Origin of the sequence: Methylobacterium sp. 13MFTsu3.1M2, assembly GCF_900112625.1 — a bacterium.
Taxonomy (GTDB): Bacteria; Pseudomonadota; Alphaproteobacteria; order Rhizobiales; family Beijerinckiaceae; genus Methylobacterium.
The window spans coordinates 1-12975 of sequence record NZ_FOMM01000033.1 but is presented as its reverse complement, the minus strand read 5'-3'; the positions used below and the strand labels follow the sequence as shown (position 1 = coordinate 12975).

At 72.2% G+C, this 12975-nt stretch carries 9 protein-coding genes and 1 pseudogene; 7 read left to right on the top strand and 3 right to left on the bottom strand.

Annotated features, from left to right (window positions below; genetic code table 11):
- Positions 1-4: 4 nt before the first annotated feature.
- Entirely contained in the window at positions 5-1183 is a 1179-nt protein-coding gene (locus BM314_RS26225) for an MFS transporter (RefSeq protein ID WP_091981281.1), read from the bottom strand.
- Between the two features lie 464 nt (positions 1184-1647).
- Here BM314_RS26225 and uvrA point away from each other — a divergent pair, with 464 nt between their 5' ends.
- From uvrA to BM314_RS26190, 7 genes are all read left to right on the top strand, one after another.
- Positions 1648-4749 (top strand): excinuclease ABC subunit UvrA, encoded by a 3102-nt coding sequence (gene uvrA, locus BM314_RS26220; protein ID WP_091981279.1) that lies wholly within the window; start codon positions 1648-1650, stop codon positions 4747-4749.
- Positions 4750-5361: 612 nt separating this feature from the next.
- Positions 5362-6342 (top strand): transporter, encoded by a 981-nt coding sequence (locus tag BM314_RS26215; RefSeq protein WP_020095500.1) that lies wholly within the window; start codon positions 5362-5364, stop codon positions 6340-6342.
- Between the two features lie 275 nt (positions 6343-6617).
- Positions 6618-7592 (top strand): S1C family serine protease, encoded by a 975-nt coding sequence (locus BM314_RS26210; RefSeq protein WP_020095499.1) that lies wholly within the window; start codon positions 6618-6620, stop codon positions 7590-7592.
- 166 nt (positions 7593-7758) lie between these two features.
- Positions 7759-8028: a GCG_CRPN prefix-to-repeats domain-containing protein gene (locus tag BM314_RS26205; RefSeq protein WP_020095498.1), complete on the top strand. Its 270-nt coding sequence runs from the start codon at positions 7759-7761 to the stop codon at positions 8026-8028.
- Positions 8029-8311: 283 nt separating this feature from the next.
- Positions 8312-8458 (top strand): DUF1127 domain-containing protein, encoded by a 147-nt coding sequence (locus tag BM314_RS26200; RefSeq protein ID WP_020095497.1) that lies wholly within the window; start codon positions 8312-8314, stop codon positions 8456-8458.
- Between the two features lie 90 nt (positions 8459-8548).
- Positions 8549-9988 carry a methylenetetrahydrofolate--tRNA-(uracil(54)-C(5))-methyltransferase (FADH(2)-oxidizing) TrmFO gene (trmFO, locus tag BM314_RS26195; RefSeq protein WP_042671323.1) on the top strand — a complete coding sequence of 480 codons (1440 nt, stop codon included), beginning with the start codon at positions 8549-8551 and terminating at the stop codon, positions 9986-9988.
- A 102-nt stretch (positions 9989-10090) separates the two neighbouring features.
- A complete protein-coding gene (locus BM314_RS26190) occupies positions 10091-11293 on the top strand; it encodes a Zn-dependent hydrolase (RefSeq protein WP_091981277.1) in 1203 nt (400 codons plus the stop codon).
- An 84-nt stretch (positions 11294-11377) separates the two neighbouring features.
- On the opposite strand, the gene BM314_RS31315 is transcribed toward BM314_RS26190, so the two are convergent.
- Both BM314_RS31315 and BM314_RS26180 read right to left on the bottom strand, forming a co-directional pair.
- On the bottom strand, positions 11378-12097 hold the full coding sequence (locus tag BM314_RS31315; RefSeq protein WP_042671319.1) for a CatB-related O-acetyltransferase: 720 nt from the start codon (positions 12095-12097) through the stop codon (positions 11378-11380).
- Positions 12094-12975 (bottom strand): annotated as a pseudogene (locus BM314_RS26180) (glycosyl transferase); the annotation flags it as partial. The gene BM314_RS31315 and the pseudogene BM314_RS26180, both read right to left, overlap by 4 nt.

Sequence of the window (12975 nt, the reverse complement as noted above, 5' to 3'; positions counted from 1 at the left end):
GGGGTCACACCCGCAGGGACCGGCCGGCCGCCGCCACGCCGAGGAGCAGCGCCGCCACGATCAGCAGGGACGCGGGCAGGCCGAGCGCCTGCGCGGCGAAGCCGATCAGCGCGGGCCCCGCCAGCACCCCGGCATAGCCCAGCGTCGTCACCGCCGGCACCGCCACGCGCGCGGGCATCGCGGTCTGGCGCCCCGCCGCCGTGAACAGGACCGGGACGATGTTGGCGCAGCCCGCCCCGACCAGGGCGTAGCCGGCGAGCGCCGCCTCCCAGGCCGGGATGACGACCGAGAGCGCGAGGCCGGCCGCCGCCAGCAGGCCGCCGAGGATCACCACGGGCCGCCGGCCGAGGCGGGCCACGATCGCATCCCCGCCGAGCCGGCCGGCCGTCATGGTGACCGAGAAGGAAGCGTAGCCGAGCGCCGCCCAGGCCGGATCGAGCCCGCGCTGCTGGATCAGGAACACCGCGCTCCAGTCGAGGGCCGAGCCCTCGGTCAGGAACACCACGAAGCAGAGCAGGCCCAGCACCAGCACCGGGCCGCGGGGCAGCGCGAAGGCGGGCCCGCCGCTTCCCCCTGTCCCGCCGGCCGGAAGGATGCCCGGCCAGGCGGCCGCGAACAGGGCCACGATGCCGGCGACCAGGATCAGCACGCTCCAGCCGGCGCCCAGGCCGGTGCCCATCAGGACGCTGGCCAGCAGCGCCCCCAGGATGCAGCCGAGGCTGTAGAGGCCGTGGAAGCCCGACATCATCGGGCGCCCGGCGGCGCGCTCCACCGCGACGGCCTGCAGGTTCATGACGCAGTCCACCGCCCCCATCCCGGCCCCGAACAGCAGCAGCGCCCCGGTGAGCGGCACGAGCCCGGAGCCCACGGCCAGCACCGGCAGGGCGAGGCCGATCGCGAGCGTGCCGGCGAGCAGGACCGGCCGGAAGCCGAGCCGCGCGGCCGCGGCCCCGGCGCTCGGCATCGCCAGGATCGAGCCGACGCCGAAGGTGAGGAGCAGCAGGCCGAGCCCCGCCGCGTCGAGGCCGGCGCGGTCCTTCACCAGCGGCACCAGGGGCGCCCAGGTGGCGTTGGCGAGGCCGACGATCAGGAACAACAGCCGGGTGGACAGCCTCTGCCGGGCCGCGGTCCGGTCGTCGGCCCCGGGGATGGCGACCGGAGCGGTCAGGTCGAGCGCTGGCATCGATACGGGTCGGGATGTGGATCTGAGGGCGGGATTCGGCGACGTGGATCTCAGCCCCCGCGGTGCAACACCGAAGGTGGGCCAAGGTTTGGCGAAACCCGAGGTTTGGCGGATCCCGAAATTTGGCGAATCAAGGTACGGCGAACCTGGGGCCGCCGGACTCTGATCGCGGCCGTCGGCTGCACCGCGTCGTCCCGCGCAGCGGAGGGAGCCCGGCGCGCGCCTCGTCCGTGTGGCGCCATCGGGGCCGCCGCGCTGCGCCCGCGGAGACGGCGGCGCGTTCACCGAGCGGTTGCCGACGTACGCGTTTCGTTCTAGCAAGGGCGGCGCATGACGGGCCTGCGTCCCGCCGGCCGCATCTTGCCGTGAGCCCCCTCGGGCTCGACATGAGGCCAGTGCGGCGGCTGGCCCGCGCGCGAAATCCGACTCTGACCGCGTCGACGCCTCGAAAGACCGCCGCCCTCATGGCCAAAGCCCAAGCTGGAAGTCGTGTCGCAAGCCGCGCCGGCGCCGCCAAAGCCGCTCCCAAGACGCCCCTCAAGGCAGCCTCGACGAAGGCAGGCTCAACGAAGGCAGCCCTGCCCAAACCGGTCCGCGCGAAGGGCGAAGCGCCCGCGGCCCGGACCGAAGCCGCCATCGACGCCAAGCTGGAGGCCCTGTTCGACGCCGCGCCGGCCCCCGTCGAGGACCGGCGGGTCATCGCGATCCGCGGCGCCCGGGAGCACAATCTCAAGAACGTCGACCTGACCATCCCGCGGGACAAGCTCGTGGTCTTCACCGGGCTCTCGGGCTCGGGCAAGTCGTCGCTCGCCTTCGACACGATCTACGCGGAGGGGCAGCGCCGCTACGTCGAGTCGCTCTCGGCCTACGCCCGCCAGTTCCTGGAGATGATGTCCAAGCCCGACGTCGACCAGATCGACGGGCTGTCGCCGGCGATCTCGATCGAGCAGAAGACCACCTCGAAGAACCCCCGCTCGACCGTGGGGACGGTGACCGAGATCTACGACTACATGCGCCTGCTCTGGGCGCGGGTCGGCATCCCCTACTCGCCGGCCACCGGCCTGCCGATCGAGAGCCAGACCGTCCAGCAGATGGTCGACCGGGTGCTGGAACTGCCGGAGAAGACCCGGCTCTACCTGCTCGCGCCCGTGGTCCGCGGGCGGAAAGGCGAGTACCGCAAGGAAATCGCAGAATACCAGAAGAAGGGTTTTCAGCGGCTGCGCGTCAACGGCGAATACTACGCCATCGACGACGTGCCCAAGCTCGACAAGAAGTTCAAGCACGACATCGACGTGGTGGTGGACCGGATCGTGGTCCGGGCCGATATCGGCTCGCGGCTCGCCGAATCCTTCGAGACCGCGCTGGAACTCGCCGACGGCGTCGCCGAGATCGTGTTCGCCGACGCCCCCGAGGGCGAGGCGCCGCGGACCGTCACCTTCTCGTCGCGCTTCGCCTGCCCGGTCTCGGGCTTCACCATCGCGGAGATCGAGCCGCGGCTGTTCTCGTTCAACAACCCGTTCGGCGCCTGCCCGACCTGCAGCGGCATCGGCCACGAGATGCGGATCGACCCCGAGCTGGTGATCTCCGACCCTGGCTTGAGCCTGAAGCGCGGCGCGGTCGGCCCCTGGGCGAAGTCGACCTCGCCCTATTACGGCCAGACGCTCGAGGCGCTCGCCGAGCATTTCGGCTTCAAGACGGGCGTCCCCTGGCAGAGCCTGTCGGAGACGGCCCGCGCCATCGTGCTCTACGGCTCGGGCAAGCAGGCGGTGCGCTTCGCCTACGACGACGGCTTGCGCAAGTACACGGTCAACAAGCCCTTCGAGGGCGTGATCCCGAACCTGGAGCGCCGCTACAAGGAGAGCGACTCGGACGCCGTGCGCGAGGAGATCGGGCGCTTCATGAGCGAGACGCCCTGCGCCGCCTGCGGCGGCAAGCGGCTGAAGCCCGAGGCTCTGGCCGTGAAGGTCGCCATGGCGGACATCGCCGACGTGACCGCCCTCTCGGTCTCCGAGGCGCATCGCTGGTTCTCGGACCTGCCTGGGAAGCTGACCGCGAAGCAGAACGAGATCGCGGTCCGGATCCTGAAAGAGATCCGCGACCGGCTGAGCTTCCTGGTGGATGTCGGCCTGGAATACCTGACGCTCGCCCGCGGCTCCGGCTCGCTCTCGGGCGGCGAGAGCCAGCGCATCCGCCTCGCCTCGCAGATCGGCTCCGGCCTGACCGGCGTGCTCTACGTGCTGGACGAGCCCTCGATCGGCCTGCACCAGCGCGACAACGAGCGGCTGCTCGGCACGCTCAAGCGCCTGCGCGACCTCGGCAACTCGGTGATCGTGGTCGAGCACGACGAGGACGCGATCCTGCAGGCCGATTACGTGGTCGATGTCGGCCCGGGCGCCGGCATCCACGGCGGCGAGATCATCGCGCAGGGCACCCCCGCGGAGGTGCTGGCGAACCCCGCCTCGCTCACCGCCAAGTATCTCACGGGCGCGATGGCGGTGCGCACCCCGACCGCCCGCCGCAAGGGCCGGAAGGGCAAGCTCGGCCTGTTCGGCGCGCGGGGCAACAATCTCAAGGACGTGGACGTCGAGATCCCGCTCGGCACCTTCACGTGCATCACCGGCGTCTCGGGGGGCGGCAAGTCCACCCTGGTGATCGACACCCTCTACAAGGCCGTCGCCAAGAAGCTGAACGGCGCCCTGGAGCACCCGGCCCCCTACGGGCGGCTGGAGGGGCTGGAGCACCTCGACAAGGTCATCGACATCGACCAGTCGCCGATCGGGCGCACGCCGCGCTCGAACCCCGCCACCTATATCGGCGCCTTCACGCCGATCCGCGACTGGTTCGCGGGCCTGCCGGAGGCCAAGGCGCGGGGCTACCAGCCCGGGCGCTTCTCGTTCAACGTCAAGGGCGGGCGCTGCGAGGCCTGCTCGGGCGACGGCGTCATCAAGATCGAGATGCACTTCCTGCCGGACGTCTACGTCACCTGCGACGTCTGCAAGGGCAAGCGCTACGACCGCGAGACCCTGGAGGTGAAGTACCGGGGCAAGTCCATCGCCGACGTGCTCGACTCCACCGTCGAGGAGGCGGCCGAGCTGTTCAAGGCGGTGCCGGCGATCCGCGACAAGCTCGAGACCCTGAAGCGGGTCGGCCTGCACTACGTCCATGTCGGCCAGCAGGCCACCACCCTGTCGGGGGGCGAGGCGCAGCGCGTGAAGCTCTCCAAGGAGCTGTCGAAGCGCGCCACCGGCCGCACCCTCTACATCCTCGACGAGCCGACCACCGGCCTGCACTTCCACGACGTCGCCAAGCTCATGGAGGTGCTCCACGAGCTGGTCGACCAGGGCAACACCGTGGTGGTGATCGAGCACAACCTCGAAGTGATCAAGACCGCCGACTGGGTGATCGACATGGGTCCCGAGGGCGGCGACGGCGGCGGCCGGGTGGTGGCGCAGGGCACGCCGGAAGAGATCGCCCGCGCCAAGGCCAGCCATACCGGCCGGTTCCTGCGCGAGGTGCTGGAGCGGCGGCCCGCCTCACCCGCGAGCCGCGGCCGCGCCGCGGAGTAGCGCGGCGGCGGAGGGGGCGGACCGTCCGGGGGCGGGCATCGCACGCACCGGCGACCGTGCCGGACGCGCCCCCGCCCCTGCAGTGCGGGCGCGGGTCCGACGCGACGGATCACCCGCTCCCGGGCCGGCGCGGCAGTTTCTGCCGGGTCTCGGCCGGACCCCGCGCCCGCGGACGGTGATTCGAGCGGCCGGATCCGGCTCCGGACCCGCCGCCGACCGGCTCGGAGCCGGATCCCGGCCCGCGCGTCCGGACCGGCGGCCTGCCCGATCACCTTCCCGCCTTTGCCGGATTCTCCCGCGGCCCGGGCCGGCAACAGCTTGACCGTTCAACGATATTTTGCCGAAACCGCGATCCGAGCAGGGTCTGTGGACAGTGTTGCATCGCCGCAAAAATGCGGCTTTTGCGCAACGGTTCGGCCGGTTGTGGCGTTTCGGCGAGCATTCCACTGTCTTTCCGCAGGTCTCTGTAGAATAGTCGCAGACGTTGAGACGGGCAGGCTCCGTGGGGGCGCTCGGCAGGTCCGAAGCCGGCAGCCGCGATAGGCGAGCAGACCGGCAGGGAAGTGCCGAATGCGGGACGGACGCCGTATGACCTTGGGAAGGAATGAGAAAATGATGAAGAACTGGCTCGCGGCCGGCACGGTCGCGCTCACGGTCGGCATGACCTCGACGATCGCGCAGGCGCAGACCACGACGGTTCCCGGTGAGCAGGTCGGCCTCGCCGTCGGCGCGCCGCTGCCGGAAGGCCTCTACGCGATCAACACGTTCACCTATCGCCGCACCGACGCGCCGAACTCGCCCGACACGGCCGTCAACATCCCGGTCCTGGTCTGGTCGACCCCGTTCGTGCCGTTCGGCGGCCGCGTCGAGCTGCTCGTGGCGCCCCCGACCGTGTTCGCCTTCACCCGCAACCCGGCGGGCGTGCGCAACAAGGACATCTCGATCAACGTCGGCACCTTCGTCGGCGGCATCTGGGCCTTCGACCTCGGCAACAACTTCGGCGTCAGCTTGCTCGGCGGCGCCTACCTGAACGACCTGAACGGCGACCGCGGCTCGATCATCACCGCGAACGGCACGACGGCCACCCCGGTCCTGCCGCAGCTCTCCTCCAACACCTACCGCTTCGGCATCGCCGGCAGCTACACGGGTGACGGCTGGAACATCACCGCCAACCTGACCGCCAACATCTACGACTCGCCCGGCCGCTTCCCCGGCCAGGTCGGCGCCGCCATCGGCCCGATCCGCCTGTCGGACGCCCTGAACTTCGACCTCACGGCGACCAAGAAGTTCGGCAACTTCGAGATCGGCCCGATCGCCTACGGCACCTACAACTTCGACATCAGCCAGGCCAGCGCCGCGGCCGGGAACCGTGGCCGGTTCGCCCTCGGCGGCCTCATCGGCTACGACTTCAAGATCTTCACCGTCCAGGCCTACGTTGCCCGCGACGTCGTGACCGGCGCGCAGTACACCAACGCGTTCGGCCGCACCCGCGACAACTACTCCACCGACGGCTGGATCCGGTTCATCGTGCCGCTCTACTCGCCGACCCCGGCCGCCGCGCCGGTCCCGGCGCCGCTGGTCCGCAAGTACTGAGATCCTTCCGAGACACCGGGCTCCCCGCCGCCGCGCGGCGGGGGCTCCCGGATCTCCGACAGGCCGTCCTCCGGGACGGCGCGCCGCCCGGCTCCGCCGGGCGGTTTTTCTTTGTGCCGGTGCCGCCGCGGGCCGCACCCGGCCGCCCCGGGCGGGCCCGTGCCACGGGTCGCAGCCGGCCGCGGGTGACGCGGGCGGCGCGGACATCCTATGGTGTGCCGATGGCGCGGCTCCGGGGCCGACCGGAGCGCAGGCGGACGAGCCGAAGGATTGTCATGGCGACGCAGGGCGAGTGGAAGATCCCCGCGCAGGCCCAGCCCAGGCCCGCGGATTACGGCTACGACCTCGACCGGGCGCTCTCCGCGGTCCTGGCCCTGTCGGCGCGGATCCCGGACAGCGCGTTCACGGCCGAGACGCTCGGCACCGAGCGCGCCGGCAACGGCGTGGTGATCCGCGAGGACGGGCTGGTGCTCACCATCGGCTACCTCGTCACCGAGGCCGAGAGCGTCTGGCTCACCACCCGGGACGGCCGCTCGGTGCCCGGCCACGTCCTCGGCTTCGACGCCGCCACGGGCTTCGGCCTGGTCCAGGCGCTCGGCGATCTCGGCGTGCCGGCCCTCCCGCTCGGCCACTCGGCCGGACTCAAGACCGGCGACCGGGCCGTGCTGGCCGGGGCGGGCGGGCGCCAGCGCTGCGTCGCCGTCGAGGTCGTGGCCCGGCAGGAATTCGCCGGCTACTGGGAGTACGTCCTCGACGAGGCCCTGTTCACCGCCCCCGCGCACCCGCACTGGGGCGGGACCGCGCTGATCGGCCCCCAGGGCGACCTGCTGGGCATCGGCTCGCTGCAGCTGCAGCAGGGCGGCGGCGGCGCGGCGCGGCCGATCAACATGGTCGTGCCCATCGATCTGCTGACGCCGATCCTCGAGGACCTCGCCACGCGCGGGCGGGCCGACCGGCCGCCCCGCCCCTGGCTCGGCCTCTACGCCACCGAGAGCGAGGAGGGCATCGTCGTGATGGGCCTCGCCGATAACGGCCCGGCCGAGACCGGCGGCCTCCAGGCCGGCGACGTGATCGAGGCGGTGGCCGGCGAGCCGGTGGCCGACCTCGCCGCCCTGTTCCGGAGCGTCTGGGCCCTGGGCGAGGCCGGGGTGCGGGTCCCCCTCACGATCCGCCGGGAGGGGCGCGGCGTGAAGCTCGCCCTCGTCTCCGGGGATCGGGAGCGGTTCCTGCGCACGCCCTCGCTGCACTGAGCCCGCGACCCGGAGCGTGCAACCTTCGCGCTCCGAGCGGCGTTGCCGCGGCGCCGTCGCGGGCCTGTACCGGACACAACCTACGGCTCAGCGACGGTTCAGGTGGCGGGACCGAATCTCGAACGACCGGCTCCCGATCCGCCGGAAACGTTGAGGAGATCCAGTCATGACGATTCTGAGCGCACCGCGCGCGAAGGCACTCGTGATGGCCGCCGCGATCGCCGGCGGCCTCGGGCTCGCGGGGTCTGCCGAGGCGGCCGGGGGCTGCGGCCCCGGCTTCCATCCCAATCCGTGGGGCATCTGCCGGCCGAACTGGGGCCCTCGGCCCTACGGCTACTGGCGGCGCCCGGTCTATTACGGCGGGTACGGCGGTTACTACCGGCCGCGGCCCTTCTACCGGCCCTACGGCTTCTACGGGCCGCGCCCGTTCTACTGAGCCCCCGTCCGAGTTCGTCAGACGGCATGCAGGGCGTCCCGCCGACCGGCGGGGCGCCCTTCGCGCGTGCGGAAGGCCCTTCTTCGCCCTGCATGCGCACAAAGAATGACCATCCGGAAACCTTGCCGGTTTCTTAAGCCGGTTATGCGATTTTCGCAGGTCTGGTGCTTGACCTTGCGACTCCTGCTGCGCTGCGGCGCGATTATATGTGCGTTGCACCAACAAGAGGCAGCGATGCGCAATGGGGCGCCATCGTCTGCCCGAGCAGAGGTCACAGCACACCATGTCCGCCGCCCGTAGCGTCCTGAGCCGCGTCCGCGCCTATCTCCGGTACCGCGACACCGTCACCCAGCTGTCCCGCCTGTCGGACCGCGATCTTGCCGATCTCGGCATCAACCGCAGCGAGATCCGCGGCGTCGCCCGCGTCTGATCCCCGCGTCCGCGTCACAGCGCCCGAGACGAACGCCTCGAAGGACCGCCGCCCGTTGATCCGGACGGCGGTCCTTCGCTATTCTCGGACATGACACAGACCATCCACATCGTCGGCGGCGGCCTCGCCGGATCCGAGGCCGCCTGGCAGGTAGCCGAAGCCGGGCATCGCGCCGTGATCCACGAGATGCGCCCGGTGCGCGGCACCGAGGCGCACCGGACCGACGGGCTGGCCGAGCTCGTCTGCTCCAACTCGTTCCGGTCGGACGACCCGGAGGGCAACGCCGTCGGGCTGCTGCACCAGGAGATGCGCTCCTTGAGCTCGCTGATCATGCGGGCGGCCGACGCCAACCAGGTGCCGGCGGGCGGGGCGCTGGCGGTCGACCGCGAGGGCTTCTCCGCCGCGGTGACCCGGGCCCTGGAGCAGCACCCGAACGTCACCCTCGTCCGCGGGGAGGTCGAGGGCCTGCCGCCGGAGGAATGGGGGCCCTGCATCGTCGCCACCGGCCCGCTCACCGCGCCGGCGCTGGCCGAGGGCATCCGCGGGCTCACCGGCGCCGAGTCGCTGGCCTTCTTCGACGCGATCGCGCCGATCGTCCACCGCGACTCGATCGACATGGACGTGGCGTGGTTCCAGTCCCGCTACGACAAGCCGGGACCCGGCGGCACGGGCGCGGACTACCTCAACTGCCCGATGACCCGGGAGCAGTACGACGCCTTCGTGGCCGCCCTCGTGGCGGGCGAGAAGATCGGGTTCAAGCAGTGGGAGGGCACGCCCTATTTCGACGGCTGCCTGCCCGTCGAGGTCATGGCCGAGCGCGGCCCCGAGACGCTGCGCCACGGGCCGATGAAGCCCGTGGGGCTCACCAATCCCCGCGACCCGCTGGTCAAGCCCTGCGCGATCGTGCAGCTGCGCCAGGACAACGCGCTGGGCACCCTGTACAACATGGTCGGCTTCCAGACGAAGCTGACCTACGCCGAGCAGGTGCGGGTCTTCCGCATGATCCCCGGCCTGGAGCGGGCCGAGTTCGCCCGCCTCGGCGGCCTGCACCGCAACACCTACCTCGACAGCCCGCGCCTCCTCGACGCCACCCTCCGGCTGCGGGCCCGTCCGACCTTGCGCTTCGCCGGGCAGATCACCGGCTGCGAGGGCTACGTCGAGAGCGCCGCGGTCGGGCTGATGGCCGGCCGCTTCGCCGTCGCGGAGGCGGCCGGCGCCCCCCTCGCCCCCCTGCCCCAGAGCACGGCCCTCGGCGCGCTCATCGCCCACATCACCGGCGGCCACCTGATGGCGGACGGGGAGGCCAACGCCCCGCGCTCGTTCCAGCCGATGAACGTGAATTTCGGCCTGTTCCCGCCGCTCGAGCGGGCCCCCCGCAACGAGACCGGCCGGCGCCTGCGCGGACCCGAGAAGGCGGCGCTGAAGAAGCGCGCGCTCACCGACCGGGCCCGGGCCGATCTCGCCGCCTGGCTGGAGGGCGCGGGGGGCGGTGCGCAGGGCGCGGCCTCGAGACCTGCGGCGGCGGAATAGCGGGCCGCACGGGGCTTGCACCGCCGGAGGCCTCTCCACGTGGCCGCCTCACTCGGCCTCAACACTCGGCCTCAACACTTGGCCTCATCGCCTGGGCTCACCATGACCGCGATCGACACCCGGGCCTTCCTGGCCGACCTGTACGAACTGCGCGAGATCGGCCGGTTCCGCACCGGCGTCCACCGGCCGACCTTCTCGGCCGACGACATGGAATCCCGGCGCTGGCTGATGGCCCGGCTCGAGGCCTGCGGCCTGGAGGCCTCCATCGACGGGATCGGCAACGTGCTCGGGCGCCACCGCGGGCCGGGCCCGCACCTGCTGGTCGGCAGCCACATCGAGACGCAGAACGAGGCCGGCTGGCTCGACGGGGCGCTGGGCGTCGTGGCCGGGGTCGCGCTGGCCCGCGCCGGGCTGCCCGTCGACGTCGTCGCCTTCGCGGACGAGGAGGGGCACTTCTCGGGGGGCTTCCTGGGCAGCCGCTCGGCGATCGGCGACCTGACCGAGGCCGAGATCGACGAGGCCCGCAACCGCACCGACGGCACGCCGCTCCGCGCCGCGCTCGCGAGCGCCGGCCTCGCCGGCCTGCCCCGGACGCGGCTCGACCCGGACCGCTACCGCGGCTTCCTCGAGATGCACATCGAGCAGGGCACGCAGCTCGAATCCGCCGGCCTGCATCTCGGCGTGGTGAGCGGCATCGTGGCGATCTGGCAGTTCCGGATCGACTTCGCCGGCAACCAGGACCACGCGGGCGGCACCACCATGGCGGAGCGCCGGGACGCGGGTCTCTCGGCGGTGCGGCTGCTCGCGGCGATCGACCGGGAATTCCCGAAGGTCTGCGGGCCGCGCAGCACCTGGACCACGGGACGGATCACCCTGGGTCCCGGCGGCTTCAGCATCATCCCGGGGCGGGCCGAGGTGTATTTCCAGTTCCGCGACGTGGCGATGCCCGTGCTGGAGCGGATGGAGGCCTGCCTGGAGGCGCTGGTGCGGGACTCGAACCGGCGCGAGCGCTGCCCGGCCACGCTGACGGCCCTGGCCAAGGCGATCCCCGCCCCCTGCGACCCGGCCCTGATGCGCGCCCTCTCGGAGGCGGCCGAGAGCGTCTGCCCCGGCGGGTGGCAGGTGATGCCGTCGGGGGCCGGGCACGACACCCAGAACGTCGCCCGGATCCTGCCGGCCGCGATGCTGTTCGTGCCCTCGATCGGCGGCATCAGCCACCACTGGGCGGAGGATACCAGCGACGCCGACCTCGCCCTCGGCGTGCGGGCCCTCGGCGACGCGGCGGCGCGGGTGCTGGCGGGCTGAGCGTGCCGCCCCGGACGCCCCGGCGCGCGGCGCGTCCCGGCGCGCGGCGCGTCCCGGCGGGCGCCCGGCCTCAGGTGCCTGGGCTCAGGCGCCCGGCACCAGCGACCGGATCGGGATCAGCTCCGGCCGGTATTCCTGCATGCCCCCGGCGATCCGCTCCTCGACGGCGTCGATGAACGTCTCCGGGTCGGTGATCGAGCACTGGCGCAGGTCCCAGAAGGCGTAGCGCCACCATTGCACCTTCAGGTAGCGCTCGATCAGCGCGTCCGGGAAGCGCATCTTCACGATCCGGGCGGGGCTGCCGGCCACGATCGCGTAGGGCGGCACGTCCTTGGTCACCACCGCCATGGCGCCGATCACCGCCCCGTCGCCGATCGTGATGTCGGGCATCAGGAAGGCGCCGTGGCCGATATAGACGTCGTTGCCGATGCGCACGCGCTTGGGCCAGAGATACGGGCCGGAGATCTCGTAATCCTCCGCCCGCGGGTCGATGCGGTCGAACACGGCCGAGTGGTGCGTGTAGAACAGCGGCGAGGTCGAGCCGCACTGGACCGGGTGGCTGCCGCGCCCGACCTGGACGCTCTCGCCGATCGAGCAGTAGCGGGCGATGTCGGCGCCGAAATAGTAGCCGCTGACCGCGTACGAGAACGCCCCCATGGTGAGGCAGTAATCGACGCCCATCCACTTGATGCTGCACGGCGGCTCGAAGACGCAATCCTCCGGCAGGCCGAACGGGGCCGGGTGCAGCACCGAGATGCCGCGGCGCAGCATCTCCTGCTTCATGTCCTCGTTGACGGAGATCATGCGGCGTCCTCGTCGCTGGGGTGCCCGGTCCCGGCCGGCGCCGGGTCCAGGCCGTAATAGTCGCCCATCAGGTCGCCGTAGGTGGCGGCCCGGATCGGCACGGTGAGCCGGCCCGCGGCCGAGACGTCGATGGCGAGCAGGCGGTCGTTGAAGGCGGCCGGGTCGGTGGCCAGCGCGCCGGGGAGCAGGTGCCCGTTCGGGTAGGCGCGCAGCCGCTCGGCCGGCGCGCCGAGGTCGAAGGCCGCCACCGGCAGGCCGGTGCGCAGCGCCAGGGTCAGCGCGTACGAGTAGGTCTCGGGCCAGATCGCCGGCAGCAGCACGAGGTCGGCCGAGAGCCGCCAGACCAGGTCCAGGGCCTCGTGGTCCCCGGAATAGCGCCCGGTCTGGGCGACCCCGACGCGCTCCAGGCCGATCGCCAGGGCCGGGTCCGAGTAGCCCACGATCGCGAAGTGCAGCGGCAGGTCGCGGTCCTGCGCGTCGGTGGCGAGCGCCTGCAGGAACAGGCCGCCCTTCGTGGCGCTGATCGCGCCGAGCACGGCGACGCGGCGGATTCGGCCGGGCCGCTGGAGGGCGGTCGAGCGCACCGACCGCTCCGGCTCGACGTGCGGCCGCACCGTGACCGACAGATCCGGGTACACCGTCCGGATCCGGGCCGCCGTGTCGGAGGACGGCGCGAACACCCGCGCGGCGCCCGCCAGGAACGCCCCGAACGCCGCCCGCCGCTCGCCCGGATCCGGCTCCTCGAACCCGTCCGCGTCCACCGCCAGGCACGACCGGCACTCGGTGACCGGCGCCAGGCCGCAGTAGCGCCCGTCCGGCTGCACCAGGTGGTTGCGGTGGCACACCGGCGAGTAGTCGTGCAGCGTCCACGCGTAGGG